General features: G+C 45.5%; 15 protein-coding genes and 3 pseudogenes. 17 read left to right on the top strand and 1 reads right to left on the bottom strand.

What is annotated here, in order from left to right; genetic code table 11:
- From CV945_RS12230 to CV945_RS12175, 12 genes and pseudogenes are all read left to right on the top strand, one after another.
- Window positions 1–242 (top strand): annotated as a pseudogene (locus CV945_RS12230) (IS4 family transposase); the annotation flags it as partial.
- Between the two features lie 185 nt (window positions 243–427).
- On the top strand, window positions 428–2,554 hold the full coding sequence (locus tag CV945_RS12225) for a BglG family transcription antiterminator (protein WP_100659870.1): 2,127 nt from the start codon (window positions 428–430) through the stop codon (window positions 2,552–2,554).
- 23 nt (window positions 2,555–2,577) lie between these two features.
- Window positions 2,578–3,021 carry a PTS sugar transporter subunit IIA gene (locus CV945_RS12220; RefSeq protein ID WP_069304346.1) on the top strand — a complete coding sequence of 148 codons (444 nt, stop codon included), beginning with the start codon at window positions 2,578–2,580 and terminating at the stop codon, window positions 3,019–3,021.
- Window positions 3,018–3,284: a PTS sugar transporter subunit IIB gene (locus CV945_RS12215; RefSeq protein WP_100659869.1), complete on the top strand. Its 267-nt coding sequence runs from the start codon at window positions 3,018–3,020 to the stop codon at window positions 3,282–3,284. The genes CV945_RS12220 and CV945_RS12215 overlap by 4 nt, the downstream gene beginning before the upstream one ends.
- A 28-nt stretch (window positions 3,285–3,312) precedes the next feature.
- Window positions 3,313–4,608, top strand: a complete 1,296-nt coding sequence (locus CV945_RS12210; protein WP_100659868.1) for a PTS ascorbate transporter subunit IIC — start codon at window positions 3,313–3,315, stop codon at window positions 4,606–4,608.
- Between the two features lie 307 nt (window positions 4,609–4,915).
- A pseudogene (locus CV945_RS17555) lies at window positions 4,916–5,035 on the top strand (IS110 family transposase); the annotation flags it as partial.
- A 215-nt stretch (window positions 5,036–5,250) separates the two neighbouring features.
- Window positions 5,251–6,243 carry a phosphotriesterase family protein gene (locus tag CV945_RS12200; protein ID WP_100659867.1) on the top strand — a complete coding sequence of 331 codons (993 nt, stop codon included), beginning with the start codon at window positions 5,251–5,253 and terminating at the stop codon, window positions 6,241–6,243.
- 9 nt (window positions 6,244–6,252) lie between these two features.
- Window positions 6,253–6,984, top strand: coding sequence for a creatininase family protein (locus tag CV945_RS12195; RefSeq protein ID WP_100659866.1), 732 nt, complete (start codon window positions 6,253–6,255; stop codon window positions 6,982–6,984).
- Window positions 6,971–7,699 carry a KDGP aldolase gene (locus CV945_RS12190; protein ID WP_100659865.1) on the top strand — a complete coding sequence of 243 codons (729 nt, stop codon included), beginning with the start codon at window positions 6,971–6,973 and terminating at the stop codon, window positions 7,697–7,699. The genes CV945_RS12195 and CV945_RS12190 overlap by 14 nt, the downstream gene beginning before the upstream one ends.
- Window positions 7,696–8,439 (top strand): SIS domain-containing protein, encoded by a 744-nt coding sequence (locus CV945_RS12185; protein WP_100659864.1) that lies wholly within the window; start codon window positions 7,696–7,698, stop codon window positions 8,437–8,439. Before CV945_RS12190 ends, CV945_RS12185 begins: the two co-directional genes overlap by 4 nt.
- Before the next feature lie 216 nt (window positions 8,440–8,655).
- Window positions 8,656–8,943 carry a hypothetical protein gene (locus tag CV945_RS17300; protein ID WP_198518510.1) on the top strand — a complete coding sequence of 96 codons (288 nt, stop codon included), beginning with the start codon at window positions 8,656–8,658 and terminating at the stop codon, window positions 8,941–8,943.
- The gene (locus CV945_RS12175; RefSeq protein WP_198518509.1) at window positions 8,885–9,184 is read left to right on the top strand and encodes a hypothetical protein; all 300 of its coding nucleotides are present in this window, start codon (window positions 8,885–8,887) and stop codon (window positions 9,182–9,184) included. Before CV945_RS17300 ends, CV945_RS12175 begins: the two co-directional genes overlap by 59 nt.
- A gap of 54 nt (window positions 9,185–9,238) precedes the next feature.
- Here the strand turns inward: CV945_RS12175 and ade are convergent, their stop codons facing one another.
- The gene (gene ade / locus CV945_RS12170; RefSeq protein WP_100659863.1) at window positions 9,239–10,969 is read right to left on the bottom strand and encodes an adenine deaminase; all 1,731 of its coding nucleotides are present in this window, start codon (window positions 10,967–10,969) and stop codon (window positions 9,239–9,241) included.
- A 169-nt stretch (window positions 10,970–11,138) separates the two neighbouring features.
- Here ade and CV945_RS12165 point away from each other — a divergent pair, with 169 nt between their 5' ends.
- The 5 genes and pseudogenes from CV945_RS12165 (at window position 11,139) to CV945_RS12145 (ending at window position 14,946) form a co-directional block, all read left to right on the top strand.
- Window positions 11,139–11,768, top strand: coding sequence for a YhbD family protein (locus CV945_RS12165; protein WP_100659862.1), 630 nt, complete (start codon window positions 11,139–11,141; stop codon window positions 11,766–11,768).
- A 4-nt stretch (window positions 11,769–11,772) separates the two neighbouring features.
- Window positions 11,773–12,477 (top strand): bactofilin, encoded by a 705-nt coding sequence (locus CV945_RS12160; RefSeq protein ID WP_100659861.1) that lies wholly within the window; start codon window positions 11,773–11,775, stop codon window positions 12,475–12,477.
- Window positions 12,478–12,482: 5 nt separating this feature from the next.
- The gene (locus tag CV945_RS12155) at window positions 12,483–13,205 is read left to right on the top strand and encodes a polymer-forming cytoskeletal protein (RefSeq protein ID WP_198518508.1); all 723 of its coding nucleotides are present in this window, start codon (window positions 12,483–12,485) and stop codon (window positions 13,203–13,205) included.
- Window positions 13,206–13,220: 15 nt separating this feature from the next.
- A pseudogene (locus CV945_RS12150) lies at window positions 13,221–14,135 on the top strand (MFS transporter).
- A gap of 442 nt (window positions 14,136–14,577) precedes the next feature.
- Entirely contained in the window at window positions 14,578–14,946 is a 369-nt protein-coding gene (locus CV945_RS12145; RefSeq protein ID WP_100659860.1) for a YidH family protein, read from the top strand.
- Window positions 14,947–14,962 lie beyond the last annotated feature (16 nt).

Below are 14,962 nucleotides of genomic sequence, written 5' to 3'. Positions count from 1 at the left end.
CCTTGTTTGGCACGACGGAAAATGCGGTATACAACCAACTGTTTGCGGCGTTCATCGCGTATGTGTTGCTGCGATGGCTGTATGATCAAACCAAAAAACRGACGAACGTCTCTCTTTCCTTCATTTCGTTYGTTCGCCGTTTTTTCTCTGGGCAGCTTCCTCTCGATTGGAAATCCRGGATGGCCGCTGCTTTGTTTGAGTATGCCCAAATTTATGGAAGGCGTATGTATAATTTTGGATAATCAACACTCGTGATACAGAATAATGAAAATTGGGATTAGGGTACTTTTCGTACAGTTTTGCACAAACATAGTGTGGGAAATTTGGCCTTATAATTGAGAGTGCTTTCTAATAAAATGAAATTAAGCAATTGCTAAATATTTTTAAGACCAATCCGATTTTGCACAATTGTGCAGGGGGTCTGGCGATGTCGCTTGATGAACGCAGTACTGCGATATTACAAGAGTTGGTAAGGCGCGATGGTTATCTATCAGTAAAGGAGTTGATCAAAAAGTTTAATATATCCAGACGAACGGTTTATTACGATATAGAAAAGATTAACTATTGGTTAAAGATCAACCATCTTGATGAAGTGAAATATGTTCGGACTTCAGGCTTTTATATAACAGAACGGACGAAACAAGCTATTCTCGAAAAATTAAAAAATTCAGAGGCATGGAATTACGCATATTCTAAGAAAGAAAGGTTGGCGCGGCTTGCAATCCATTTATTAGTAGAGGAACCACCACATTTCCTGAAAGATTTATCAGAAAAAACAAAAGTGAGTAGAAATACGACCATTAAAGATTTAAAGAAATTGCGTGCACAGTTGAACAGTTTCCAATTAACCCTTTGTTTTACCCGCTACACTGGCTATGTAATAAAGGGAAAGGAAGAAGATAAACGAAGAGCGATCGTATATTACTTATCCCTTGTTATTCCACACCAGCAAAATTGGCAAACGGTTTTAGCTAATTTAAAACGCCTGTTGATCCATGATGAGGATGAGTCAACTACAGTTTTAAGTGAGCTAAGAAATATACTCGATGTCTTAAATGAATGTGAAAAGAATTTAAATATACAGTTTGCAGATGATGTTTTGTACCACTTGGCTCTACGCTTTTGGTTATTTGGAAAGCGAATCGTCCAAGGTAAAAAAATCGACTTTGATCCGGTGGAAAAGGAAGTGATCCAGCAAACGAAAGAATTTGAAGCAGCACAAACAGCAAGAAGCAAGTTGGAATCCATCTTTCAAACTTCTATTCCAGATGATGAAGTTTACTATTTGGCTACTCATTTATTAAGCAGCAAAGTCCAATATTCTGGAAATTCTCTGCAAAGTCATGATGATTATAAGAATCTACAAAATATTGTGCAAAAAATGGTTACAGAATTTCAAGCCTTCACATGTATTACGTTTCCAAACAGGAAAGCAGTTGAAGAAAACTTGCTTTTACATTTAAAGCCTGCCTATTACAGAATTAAATATGGCTTGCAAGTGGAAAATCCGATGATTGAGTTAATTAAGACAAAATATAAAGATCTTTTCTTAATTACAAAAAAGGTGATTCATCATTTTGAAACCGCTATCGGCAAGAAAGTTAGCGATGAGGAGGCAGCGTTAATTGCTATACATTTTGGAGGATGGTTGCGTAAAGAAGGAATTCAGCCAAAGGAACGGAAACGCGCCATTCTCATTTGCGCAAGCGGCATCGGTACTTCAACTATTTTACGAAAACAGTTGGAAGGGTTATTTTCAACCGTTGACTTTGTGGAGACCATTTCTGTAAGAGATTACGAGCAAAGGGACTTTCATGACATTGATTTTGCTGTTTCGACTGTTCCAGTTTCTAAGAAAAAGCACCCTGTATTCGTTGTTAATCCGATTTTAACGGATCAAGAAAAAGAAACGCTATTAAAAAAGGTTCATGTTTTATTTGGAGAAAGCGCATCACAGAATACAAAATATTCCCCAGAAGCGATTTTGGGAATCGTTAAGCAATACGCTGATATAAAAGATGAACAAGCACTAATGACCGCATTAAAGGAATACTTTTATAAGCCTTCTATTCCAAAAAATTGGACGAGAAAACCAGGCTTACTTGATCTGCTTTCACTAGAATATATTCAAATTGCTGCGAAAGTGGAAAGTTGGGAGCATGCGATAGAACTCGCCTCTAAACCGCTTTTACAGACCGGTAAAATAACGCAGCAATATGTTATTGCGATGATCAATCATATTAAAAATTTGGGACCGTACATCATCATCGCGCCGAAAGTAGCACTTCCTCATGGAAGGCCGGACGAAGGGGTGAAAAAGCCAGGAATTAGTTTGTTGGTGTTGAAAGAGCCGGTTTCTTTTTCGGAAAAAAAAGAACATGATGTTCAATTAATCTTTGTTTTGGCATCAGTAGATCCAGAAATTCATCTTCATGCATTATCCATATTGTCGGAGTGCTTTCAGTCATCTGAATTTGTCCAAGAGTTAATTCGATGTTATACGCCTGAAGAAATATGGTCGTATTTAAATAAAAAAGAAAATGAGCAAGGATAACAAAATGCAAAAAGGAGATTAGTATGAAGTTTTTAGAACCAAACCTAGTAGCATTGAATGTAAAAGCTAATACACCTGAAGAAGCTATTAGGAAAGCGGGACAATTGCTTGCTGATCAAAATCATGTCGATCATTCTTATATAGAGGCGATGGTGGAATCGTATAAAAATAATGGACCATATTTTGTTTTAGCGCCGCAAGTAGCTTTGCCGCATGCAAGACCGGAAGATGGAGTGAAAGAAGCGTCAGTATCGCTTGTACAGTTGGCAGAACCGATCGAATTCGGAAATAAGCCAAACGATCCTGTCAAGCTTGTGTTAGCTCTTGGAGCTTCTAATAATGATGAACACTTGGAAATGTTAAAAAAGTTAATGGTATTGTTAGGAAATAAAGAGACAATCGAAAAGATGATCCACGCAAAGACATATGAGGAAATTGAAAATTTTATTAGAGGAGTGGGAGCATGAAGTTATTATGTGTTTGTGGTCTAGGACAGGGAACGAGTTTAATTTTAAGAATGAATGTGGAACAAGTTTTGTCTGAACTAGGAATTGCGGCAGATGTAGAACATACGGATGTATCTACTGCATCAAGCATGGATGTAGATTTTATCGTGACCAACAAGGAATTGGCTGATTCTTTAACTGGTGTAAACGCGAAGATCATTATTGTGAATAACTATTTTGATCGAGTGGAAATTAAAAATGCCTTAGAGGAGAATTTAAAATAATAATCCTCATAATTAGGAGAGGTGGCCAATGGAAATCATTAAGTGGATTGCTGCCAATGTGTTTGGAACGCCGGCTATATTGCTAGGTTTCATTGTATTTATTGGTTTGCTATTACAGAAGAAAAAAACCAATCAAATTATCAGCGGTACATTTAAGGCTGTCATCGGTTTTCTAATTATTGGCGCTGGTGCTGGCGTTATAGTAGATTCTTTAACCGTTTTTGAACCTATGTGGAAAGAAGTATTTAATTTAAAGTCGGAATCGTTAGGTAAGTTTATAGGGCAGGAAGGATTTAACGCGAAATACGGAAGTGCGGTAACTTTAGCCATGACAATAGGGTTTTTAATTAACGTCTTGCTAGCCAGATTGACCAAATTCAAATACATTTATCTGACTGGACATATGATGTTTTGGACAACGACCGTTTTTGCCGGTATTGTTATTCATACAGTTGGAGATGTGTCATTTTGGCAACTTGTTATCTTTCTATCTATTATTATGGGTCTCTATTGGACATTACAGCCAGCGCTTACACAACCATTTATGCGGAAAATTACGGGCAACGATAATATTGCTTTAGGGCATACATCTGCATCTGTTGCGTTGATTGGGGCACTGGTCGGTAAAGTGATTGGTAATAAAGAGAATGATTCAGAAAAGATCAAACTTCCAAAAGGGTTGGAGTTTTTAAGGGATTCTAATGTCATTACTGCACTAACGATGGGAACGTTATTTTTAGTAGGTGCAATCATTGTTTCTCTAAAAGGAACTCCAGGAGCGGAGGAATTAATAAAGAAAGCAGGAAGTCAAAACTTTATTATCTATTCGATCGTTCAATCCTTTACGTTTGCCGCGGGAATTGCTGTTGTACTAATGGGAGTTCGGATGTTTATTGGCGAAATTGTTCCGGCTTTTAACGGTATTGCGACCAAGCTTGTGCCAGGAGCTAAGCCGGCTCTCGATTGTCCGATTGTTTTCCCTTATGCTCCAAACGCGGTAATATTAGGATTTTTAGGTGCGTTCGCAGGAGCATTAATTTGGCTTGTTATTATCGGAAATACTGTTGGTTACGTATTTGTACCAACGATGATCGTTCTATTCTTCCATGCCGCGACAGCGGGAGTTTTTGGCAATGCGACTGGTGGTGTAAGAGGCGCCTTGTTGGGCGGATTTATGACCGCAACAGTGGTGGCATGGGGGCAGTACATCATGGTGAAATTTTTAATATCGAGTACAATCCCTGACACCGCTATGTGGGCAGCTGACTCAGATATGTTCATTCTTGGGCCTATTATTAAAATACTTGCCCAATTATTCTTCTAGATTTTGCCAAAGAAAGTGGGCTGGGCAACAAACCGTTCAACGTGACGGAATCTATATAGACTCTCATGACGAAAAAATTCGTCACGAGCGGAAGGATGAAAACAACCTTCTGTCAAATGGTCTCCTTGCAGCTGGGGTCATGAGGTCGTTGCATTAAATGGTAGGGAAAAGTCCGATATATAGGCGGACCCCAGCAGTCTGGTGCACGACGGAATGTCGCTCCCTTGAGGGAAGCACACAGGATAGAATGCTTGAACAAAGGCTGCTGCACCAGCTGTGTTTGAGGACGAAGCAGGGAGGGAGACGGATGCGCGTCTTGTATGAACGCTGTTGTGGATTGGATGTGCATAAGCAATCGATCACGGCTTGCGCCCTTACCCCTGAAGGAAAAGAGATTCGCACGTTTAGTACGATGACTGACGATCTCGATTTTCGACTATCGAAGGCAAGTCTTTGGCTTGCCTTCGTCACGCCTTGGCGTGGCGGAAGACCGAACGACCCGACCACCCGGAAGCAGCGTTGTTCGGTCGCCCGACAGTCGGATCCAATAGCTCTATAAAAGTTACAAATGTGAAAGCTTCAAATTGCATCTATAATAGTTTTATCCGCCGTAATAGGGTTTTGTGCTGGAGGTGTTGAAAAATGAGTTTTATTCGCACATTGCATGGAGATATTGATCCTGAACAGTTAGGATTTACTTATTCCCATGAGCACATTGTTTGCCGCCCGCCATATTGGAAAGAAAAAGGAGAAGACGATTTATTGCTGGATGATAAGGAAAAATCATTGAAAGACGTTCTAGACTTTGTTAAACATGGCGGCAATGCGATTGTGGATGCTACTGCAGTAGATTATGGAAGAGATGTAGAAGCTGTTGCAGATATTGCAAGAAAAGCAAAAATCCATATCATTGGGACAGCCGGTTTTAATAAAAGCTTTTTATGGGGGGCTAAACTGGAAGAAAAAATACAAAAAATAGTTGGTCCTTATACTACCTACTATGAGTGGATTGAAACAGCAACTGTAAATGAACTGGCGGAATTTGTCATCCAAGAAGTAGAGGCAGGGCTTGAAGGAACATCTTATAAAGGTGGACAAATAAAATTCGGAACAGGTTACAACCGAATTACTTCTTTAGAAGAAAAAACAATACGTGCCGTCGCCAGAGCACATCATGAAACAAAAGCACCGATTCATTCCCATACGGAAGCAGGTACGATGGCCCTTGAACAAATTGAAATTTTGCGAAGTGAAGGAGTTGATTTGTCTAATGTAAGCTTCGGTCATATGGATCGAAATCCTGATCCTTATTACCATGAACAAATAGCTAAAACTGGTGCTTACCTTTGTTTTGATGGCATTGGAAAGATAAAGTATGCTCCTGAAAGTACAAGAATCCATTGTATTTTGGAACTTGTCCGCAAAGGATACGAAAAACAAATACTAGTGAGTGGAGATACGGCGAGAAAATCATATTACAAACATTATGATTACGGACTTGGTTTAGAGTATATCATTTCTAAATGGGTTCCACGATTTATCGATGAAGCAAATCGTGCAGGTTTTGATGGTGAAAAACTAATTTATCTATTTTTTGTAGAAAACCCTTCTCGTTGCCTTACATTTAAAAAGTAGGTGAAATTGATGAACTTCGCTTTAGAAAATTCATTCGAGATAAGCAACAAAATTACGAAATCAAGCATCGCCATCATGCCTATAGGCGCAGTAGAAGCCCATGGTCCACACCTTCCGTTATGTACCGATACCATTTTGGCAGAACGTCTTGCCTGTCGGTTGGCAGAAAAGGTTGAAGGTTTTGTTCTCCCTGTCATTCCATATGGACAGGTATGGAGTTTACGCAATTTTCCCGGTAGTATATCTATTTCCAATGAGACGTTGATCCGTTTATTAGTGGAAATTGGAACGAGTTTATATAAACAAGGATTTCGGATTTGGGCAATGGTCAACGGTCATCTTGGCAATCAAACAGCGTTAAAAGAAGCAGCAAGAATATTATATGATCAATTTCCAAATTTTAAAACCTTTTATTTTTTCTATCCCGGTATGAACAAAGTCGTTAATGAAATACGGGAAACGGAGGCGATTCATTCCCTCTATTTCCATGCTTGCGAAATTGAAACATCGATTATGCTTTATTTAGCTGAAGAATATGTGGACATGAGTAAAGCCATTTGTGATATTCCGAATATAGATGAGGAAGCGGACGTGAGTCCAACGCCATGGAAGTCATTTACTCAAACAGCGGTGTTAGGGGATGCAACAAAAGCAACAAAAGAAAAAGGAAAAATAATTGTGGAAACAGCTTTGGACAAAATGGCATATATGTTAAGGAGAGCACAAAATGAAGCTATTTAATATAAAGCGGTTTCAAGATCAGTTGCTGCTCAACGTTTTAGCGAAGGATGGAAAAAACGCCGCCGATCTTTTGGAGGCATCGGATGGCTTTTGTGTGCCAGGAATTGCAGCGGCGGATTTTGCCACCATTGAGGAAGCCGTTGGGACGGTTGAAAGTATTAAACAATCATCGCCAGTGGTCAGTATCGGTCTTGGTGGTGGCGGAAAGTTTGATGAGTGGAAACGAGTTGTTGATATAGCCGTTAGGAGCAATCCGGAACATATCAATCAGCCATTGGAAAGAGCCCTTTTTGCCAAGGGATTTGTAGCAGCAAATCAATGTTTTCCTATTGTTGCTGCTCTTATCTCTCCATCTGGGGAGGTCGGTTTTGCAAAAATGCTAACAGGAAAAAAGATAAAAGTAGAGCCATTATTAGAATTGGCTGCTGCCTGCGGGGTTGAATCCATAAAAGTCATGCCAATGAAAGGGCTCGATCATCTAGAAGAACTTCTTTTCATTGCCAAAGAAGCAGCCAAAAGAGGAATAAGAGCTATTGAGCCGGCGGGCGGTATTAAAGTTCACCATCTGCCTGTTTTATACAAAGAGATAAGAAAAATAAATATTGAATTATTTATGCCGCACGTATTTGGAGACGTATTACAAGGTAAGGGAGAATCGAATCCAAGCAGAGTCAAAGAAATTTTTCGACAACTAAAAGGAGTGATCGGCTCGTGATCGAACATTATTTTCAAAAGGTCAACGAACGTTTGGAACTCGTTTTAAAACATGAAAAGGACAATCTCAAAAAAGCTGCTTATATAGTAAGTGAAGCCATTCAGAAAGGTGGAATTATTCAACTGTTCGGATGTGGTCACTCCCACATTTTAACGGAAGAAGTGTTTTATCGTGCTGGAGGGCTTGTACCAATTAAACCAATATTTTTTGAGCCCCTTATGCTTCATGAAGGGGCGGTCCGTTCGTCAATGTTGGAGAGAATGAATGATTTCGCACAAAATTTTATAGATCATGAGGATATCCGTCCTGAAGATGTGTTTTTTGTTTTGTCCACATCGGGGCGCAATCCAGTTCCGATTGACGTTGCGCTGACGGCTAAAGAGAAGGGAACTTATACAATCGCCATTACATCTTTGGAATATTCAAAAAGCCAGCCCTCACGGCATAAAAGTGGTAAATTGTTATACGAGGTAGTGGATCTTGTTATTAATAATTATTCGGTGAAAGGTGACGCAATTTTATCCCACGAAAGTATTTCCGTTCCGTTTTCTCCTACCTCTACTGTTGTAGGAAGCGTGATTTTAAATGCTATTTTTGCTGAAGCTATTGTCTTAATGGCGGAAAATGGTTTGGAACCACCGATCTTTTTAAGTGGCAATATGGAAGGGGCGGATGAACATAACAACAGATTAATTGCAAGATACAAAGAAAGAATTCCTATTTTAGTAGGAACAAGTTAACAGTATCGTTGTAACCCCATATTTATTATGCAGAGATGCAGAGGGAGAGTATGGGAGAGCAACGTATCATTTTGAGCGTGTGCTTTCGAATGGGGCAGACGGGAGATTAAATGACACGCAGCGCATGCTTAAGTCATATGCTTCTTGCCAACTGCGGCCTTTTGTTGGCCTTACGGTCGCTGAAGAAAATGGAAGAAATGGAAGACGGCCTGTACGATGAGGAGCTTGTCGAGCGTTTACCGCGGTGAAATTTTGCTTCAGCGGGCGGAAACGTTTGTGCGGGCGCTGTATCACATCGTGACGCCAGAAGGCAGTGAAATCGTCAGCGAGGAGCGGTATTTCGCCGAGCAGGACGACTGCCATCCAGATGAAGTACGGCTGTTGATTGAAAATCATTACGACGGATTGGTTGTATGCTATGGATGCAAGTGCGTGATTTTGAGTTATGCCACGTTTTACTTGTTGCTGTACAGCGAGCGGCTGCTGGCAAGGGGACATCCGTGAAACGCTGTTTTTCTCCTTTTTGGAACGGGAGATGGCGGAAGAGGCCATTCGCAAAATGATCGAGCGCCTTCGCACTCGTCTCCCGTTTTGGGATGACATGATTGAGACGACGCGAATCGGCAGCAAGGCGGCGCGCCGCCGACGAACGGGCGTTTCGCATCACATTTTTTTGCCGTGCGGGCGACGTGTTTCCTTGGGAACAATGCGGTTTTTTTATAAAGATAAACTATGTTCTAAATAATCAATTAGTTAATACATCCTTGAACAACAAAGAAGGAGGGACACTCGCCCTCCTCTATGCCTCGATCGGAATCCATTCCCACCGCTTGACATCAAACAGCCCTTGGTCGGTCAGCTTGAGCTCTGGGATGACCGGCAAGGCGAGGAAGGACAATGTGATGAATGGGTTGAACGAGCCATTGGCGCCGATGGCTTTAAGGGCTTTGTCAATCTGCTTCAATCCGCTTAGCACCTCGGTATAGTCTTTTCTTGTCATTAGACCGCCGATCTCAAGCGGCAGGCTGGCGAGCACCGTTCCGTCTTTGACGACCGCAAGCCCGCCGTGCTGCTGGCGGAGCTGTTCGATGGCGGCGGCGAGGTCGCGATCGTTTGTTCCGGCGGCGATGATATGGTGTGAGTCGTGCGCGATCGAAGAAGCGATGGCGCCTGCCTTGAATCCGAAGCCGCGGACGATGCCAAGGCCGATGCCGAGGCCGCGATGGCGTTCGACGACAACAAGCTTCAGCAAATCCCGCTCGATCGACGGGCAGAAAGCCCCTTCCTGGACATCAACGTCCGTGATGAGGTGGTTCGTATGCAAATGGTTCGGGATGATCTCGATGACATGGGCTTTCGTTCCTCTTTTCATCGGGATGCGAAGATCGGTTTCGTCCACTGCTTGGCAACGGATGGAGTGAAGCAATGGCTGTTCAAGGCTTTCTGCCGATCGTTCGGCTGGAAACACCGCCTGTCCATGTTGGGCCACCAGTCTTCCCGCTTTGAAGACGTGGGTGATGTTCAATGTTTCCAAATCGTCAACGAACAAAAAGTCGGCGTCATATCCTGGAGCGACAGCGCCTTTTGTCGGCAAACGGTAGCACTCTGCGGCGTTCAGCGTGGCCATTTGGATGGCCAGAAGCGGGTCGAGGCCGGCCTGAATGGCGAGCCGCACGTTATGATCGACGCTGCCTTCAAACCATAAGTCATCAAGATGTTTGTCATCCGTGCAAAAGAGAAAGCGGCGCGCGTTGTGCTCATGGATGGCGGGGAGAAGTTTTTTGAGGTCTTTGGCGACTGAGCCTTGGCGAATGAGCACGTACATGCCGCGGCGAACGCGTTCCAGCGCTTCGTCGGGAGTGACGCATTCATGGTCCGTATGGATGCGGGCGCTTCGGTAGACGTTGACGGCATCAGCGTCAAGCCCCGCCAAATGGCCGTCGATCAGGCGGTTGGCGTTGGCAGCGAGCGCCAGTTTGTCAAGCATCGATGGATGTTGTTCCCGTAATGATGGATAGTCCATCACTTCCGCCAATCCGAGCACTCGCTCATCGTTGAAAAACGGTGCCAGTTCCGCGGCGGATAAGACGGCTCCGGCACGTTCAAACGAGGCGGCTGGCACGCACGACGGCAGCATCATATACACATCGAGTGGCGTCCGTTTTGCCTCATCAAGCATAAACTGGATGCCGCACACACCGGCGACATTGGCGATTTCATGCGGATCGGCGATGACGGTCGTCACGCCGTGCGGAAGAACGACGCGGGCGAATTCGCTCGGAGGAACCATGGATGATTCGATATGCACGTGTCCGTCGATTAGTCCCGGACAAATGTAGCGGCCCTCGGCGTCAATCGTTTTCTCTCCTTCATAGCGCCCGATGCCGACGATCATTCCTTCCGCAATGGCGAGGTCTCCTTCGATGATTTCGCGCGTGAACACGTTGACGATTTTCCCATTTTGGATGACGAGATCGGCTTTTGTTTGTTTGGCGGCGGCGGCGATTTGGTTGTGTAATGTCGAATACATGCAGTGATTCTCCTCTCTTCATGATGTGAATCGCGATGCCAGTGGAAATTGGCTTTATTGTAATGGGCTTGATGGAAGATGTCAATCGCTTTGGCGCTGATTTTGACATACCCTCTTTATAACGTAACAGTGTTATGTTGCATTTATGATTGTGAGGGGGGATGCCACGATGGAACCAGAACTCATCTCAAAAAAAGAGCTGCTCGAGCTGACTGGCATTTCGTACGGCCAGCTGTACCGCTGGAAGCGGAAAAAGCTCATTCCGGAAGAATGGTTTATTCGAAAATCGACATTCACCGGGCAAGAGACGTTTTTTCCGAAAGAGAAAATCTTGGCCCGCATTGAGAAAATCAAAGAGCTGAAAGATGAGCTGTCGCTCGATGAACTGGCGGGTGTGTTTGCGCCGAGTCCGGCGGCGGTTGTTTTGACGAAAGAGGAAATTGTGAAACGTCACATTGTTTCGGATTTGGTGCTGCAATGGTTGGATGATGAATGGGGAGGCCGCCAAGACGTGTCCTTTGCCGAGCTCCTGTCCCTTTACATCGTTGACCGGCTTCTTCGTTCGGGAGAGGTCAGCATAGAAGAAGGAAAAAACATATGGATGATGTTTAAGAGCCATTATCCAAAATTGCAAGGGAAGTTATGCGAGCTTGTCGTTTTGCGCAAAATGGGGGTCACGGTTTCCTTTCTTGTGGAAGGGACAGCAGCTTTGCATGTGGAAGAAGGGGCGAAGCTCATTGCGCGGCTGCACGTGCCAACGTATATTGAAGAGTTGAAACTGGCCATTTCGGAGGGATAAAAGGATGGAGCGTCGAGATTTGGTCATTGCCGGGACGGGTCATGCGTCCGGCGGGCTGTACAATTTGGTGAAATTGTCGGGAAATGGGAAGCTGTACGGTGACATCGGCTGCCTCGAGCTGCAGGTGCAAGGAAACGCGGCCGTGGAAGGGAGCGTGAAAGCCAACACGGTTCATATTGCCGGGAAAGGAAATATGGCAGGCGGGGTGGGGTGTGAGTGGATGAAAGTGAGCGGGAGCATAAGAATTGAAGAAAATGTGCAATGCCAAGAGGCGACCGTTCGCGGCCGCGGGGAGGCGAAAGGTTCATGGGCGGCGGAGGTGGTTCGCGTCCATGGTGAGCTCAATATCGGTGGCGATTGCTCGGCTGAGCGGATGGAGGTGGAAGGGCATTTTGCGGTCGGCGGGCTGCTGAACGCGGACTATCTCGAAGTGAAGCTGTTGGGCCCGAGCCGCGTAAAGGAGATCGGCGGAGAGACGATCGTCGTCAAGCGGCAAGGAAGTTCGCTGTTCAAAAAATGGTTTTTTCCAGCGGAGTTGACCGCCGATGTCATTGAAGGGGATTCCGTCCATCTCGAACATACGAGCGCGAAAATGGTGCGCGGCAATCGCGTCGTGATCGGGCCAGGGTGCGAGATCGAGCGAGTCGAATACCGAGAAAAATTGGAACGCGATGAAGAGGCGAAAATCGGCACGATCGAGAAAGGGTGAAAACGATGGCGGAACGAAACTTGACGGTTCATGGATCGGCGCTTTCTGGAGGCGGTGTGTTCCATCACGTCACGATTCGCGGCGATGCGACGATTCGGGGCGACATCGAGTGCGACCGCTTGAAAGTGTTTGGCGCAGCCGACATGAAAGGAGCAGTTGCGGCCCGCACGTTTCGCCTATTTGGCCAAGCGAACGTGGACGGTCCCGTACAGGCGGAGAAAATGGGGGTGTTCGGGGAAGTGGACATCCGGGGACACGCCCGCCTTGGGCATCTTCAGCTGCGCGGGATGGCGCAAGTCGAGGGGGGCATCGAAGCCGATGTCATCCGCGGTTACGGCGAGCTGTCGGTGTCGGGAAGCTCCGAGGCGGAGAGTGTTGCGTTGACCGGAGTTGTGCACATTGGACAGACGTTGAATGCGGAGCAGGTGGAACTGTCGCTCTGTTTTGCCGACAGCTCGGTCAAGGAAATCAGGGGGCGGACGATTTCCATCACCCGCAGCAAAAAATGGAGCGCGATTCATTGGTTGAGCCGTTTTTCTTCTTCGCCCGCCGTATTGGCAGCGGATGTGATTGAAGGAGATGAGATTTATGTGGAGTATACACGAGCCGCGGTCGTCAGGGGGGATCGGGTGACAATCGGTCCGGGCTGCGACATTGGGCTTGTTGAATATCATACAGCCTTTGCCCAAGACAAGAAGGCTGCGGTGAACGAAAAAAGACAGAGATAGAGGGAAATGGAACGGATGGAGAGGAAGGAAACGAAGACGGGATTGGTCGTGATCGCGCTGTTGCTCGGCATTTTTGTCGCTTCCATGGACAATACGATTGTGGCGACCGCCATGGCGACGATCGTCGCGGATCTCGGGGGGCTCAAGCAGTTTGTTTGGGTGACGTCAGCGTATATGGTGGCCGAGATGGCCGGGATGCCGATTTTTGGGAAACTGTCCGATATGACGGGAGGAAGCGATTTTTCTTATTTGGCATCATAGTGTTTTTGCTTGGTTCGATTTTGTGCGGCATGGCGCAAACGATCGTCCAGCTCAGCATCTTCCGTGCCATTCAAGGCATCGGCGGCGAGGCGCTGGTGCCGATTGCGTTTACGATTATGCTACCGCAACGTGATGTTCGGGTTTATGCTCTTGTTTGCGGCCGGGATCGGGCTGTTTGGCACGATTGATGAACAGACCACGCGTCTTGTCGTGACGTTGTACATGATCATTGTCGGATTAGGGATGGGCGCTTCGTTTTCCGTCCTCGGCATGGCGGCGATCCATCATTTTTCCGAAGCGGAGCGGGGCGCGGCCAGCTCGACGAATTCATTTGTCCGGTCGCTCGGCATGACCGTCGGCATTACGGTGTTTGGCATCATTCAGCGCAACTTGTTTACGGATCAATTGGCTGAGCAGTTTCACGGCATGGCGCAAGGCGCGTTTGGAAGCAGTGTTCACGACCCGCGGGCGATGTTGTCGCCAGAAGCGCGGGCGCACATCCCGGCACCGGTGCTCGATCGGTTGACGGAAGCACTGGCTTCTTCGATCGCCGATACGTTTTTATGGGCGCTCATTCCCGCGGCGCTCACGATCGTTTGCGTGCTTTTGATGTCCAATGATCGGCTCGCCTCGTGGACGGGTGCGCGGGAACGAGCAAGTGAGAAATAAAAGGGGCATGATTGGAAGAAAAATAGAGTCTATGCAGCGGACGGTGCTCATCATGCGGTTAGGGTGCGCCGTCCGCTTGTGGTTTATGCCGGGCTTTTGGCGAGATGTTGCAATTTCACTTCTTCCCGATGGAATTGCTTAAACAGCGTTATTACATCTGCTGTACGTTGAAAGTGATAACGAATCGGGCGCCTCGCCAATAGCGGCAAGGTGTTTTTTGTGTGCAGATTGACAATAGAATAAACTGAGGGCTAATATACCTGTGTGGGTAGTCAGATCGCATTGGTTTCGATCATTCTAAGCATGAAAATCCGCTATTGGTTGTCAGTGTTGTTGCATCAGTGGATGTGATCTAAAAAATAGTGGAACCGATGAGTGATGATTGGATCATCGATCATAAAAGAGACGATCCGGCAAGTTCGTGAAAAGGGGGAAAAGGTGGATGAAGGAAGAAAGACCAAAACCGACAGAGGACTCCAAATATATTCAGCAGCACTTAGCCAATGAACGGACGTTTCTCGCCTGGATTCGCACCTCGATTGCCATTATTGGAATTGCTTTTTTAATGATCAATTTGCATGAAAAATCAACGAGCAACGCATTGTCCACGGCCATTGTCCAATTGATCGGAGCATTGGCGGTGGTCATTTCCATCTGCACGATTGTGTTTTCCACCATTAGTTATGTCATGAAGACCAAACAAATTAATGAACAAACGTTCCGGCCGTCGCGCCCGCTTATTTGGCTTTTGGCTTCTCTGTTGCTGCTGATCACCGGATTGTTTGGATATTATTTTTTTACCTTGCTTTAATAGCGGCTTTTTGGCC

It is taken from the genome of Geobacillus sp. Manikaran-105 (genome assembly GCF_002809955.1).
Lineage (GTDB): Bacteria > Bacillota > Bacilli > Bacillales > Anoxybacillaceae > Geobacillus > Geobacillus thermophilus.
Note: the sequence above shows the minus strand (reverse complement) of the source record. Positions and strands in the feature narration are given on the sequence as shown.

What these genes read in the sequence shown, in the direction of transcription:
- CV945_RS17300 (WP_198518510.1), top strand. Translation starts at nt 8,656, where the DNA reads ATGAGGAGCTTGTCGAGCGTTTACCGCGGTGAAATTTTGCTTCAGCGG.
- CV945_RS12165 (WP_100659862.1), top strand. Translation starts at nt 11,139, where the DNA reads ATGGAACCAGAACTCATCTCAAAAAAAGAGCTGCTCGAGCTGACTGGC.
- ade (WP_100659863.1), bottom strand. Translation starts at nt 10,969, where the DNA reads ATGTATTCGACATTACACAACCAAATCGCCGCCGCCGCCAAACAAACA.
- CV945_RS12200 (WP_100659867.1), top strand. Translation starts at nt 5,251, where the DNA reads ATGAGTTTTATTCGCACATTGCATGGAGATATTGATCCTGAACAGTTA.
- CV945_RS12175 (WP_198518509.1), top strand. Translation starts at nt 8,885, where the DNA reads ATGCCACGTTTTACTTGTTGCTGTACAGCGAGCGGCTGCTGGCAAGGG.
- CV945_RS12155 (WP_198518508.1), top strand. Translation starts at nt 12,483, where the DNA reads ATGGCGGAACGAAACTTGACGGTTCATGGATCGGCGCTTTCTGGAGGC.
- CV945_RS12195 (WP_100659866.1), top strand. Translation starts at nt 6,253, where the DNA reads ATGAACTTCGCTTTAGAAAATTCATTCGAGATAAGCAACAAAATTACG.
- CV945_RS12225 (WP_100659870.1), top strand. Translation starts at nt 428, where the DNA reads ATGTCGCTTGATGAACGCAGTACTGCGATATTACAAGAGTTGGTAAGG.
- CV945_RS12160 (WP_100659861.1), top strand. Translation starts at nt 11,773, where the DNA reads ATGGAGCGTCGAGATTTGGTCATTGCCGGGACGGGTCATGCGTCCGGC.
- CV945_RS12210 (WP_100659868.1), top strand. Translation starts at nt 3,313, where the DNA reads ATGGAAATCATTAAGTGGATTGCTGCCAATGTGTTTGGAACGCCGGCT.
- CV945_RS12190 (WP_100659865.1), top strand. Translation starts at nt 6,971, where the DNA reads ATGAAGCTATTTAATATAAAGCGGTTTCAAGATCAGTTGCTGCTCAAC.
- CV945_RS12145 (WP_100659860.1), top strand. Translation starts at nt 14,578, where the DNA reads ATGAAGGAAGAAAGACCAAAACCGACAGAGGACTCCAAATATATTCAG.
- CV945_RS12220 (WP_069304346.1), top strand. Translation starts at nt 2,578, where the DNA reads ATGAAGTTTTTAGAACCAAACCTAGTAGCATTGAATGTAAAAGCTAAT.
- CV945_RS12215 (WP_100659869.1), top strand. Translation starts at nt 3,018, where the DNA reads ATGAAGTTATTATGTGTTTGTGGTCTAGGACAGGGAACGAGTTTAATT.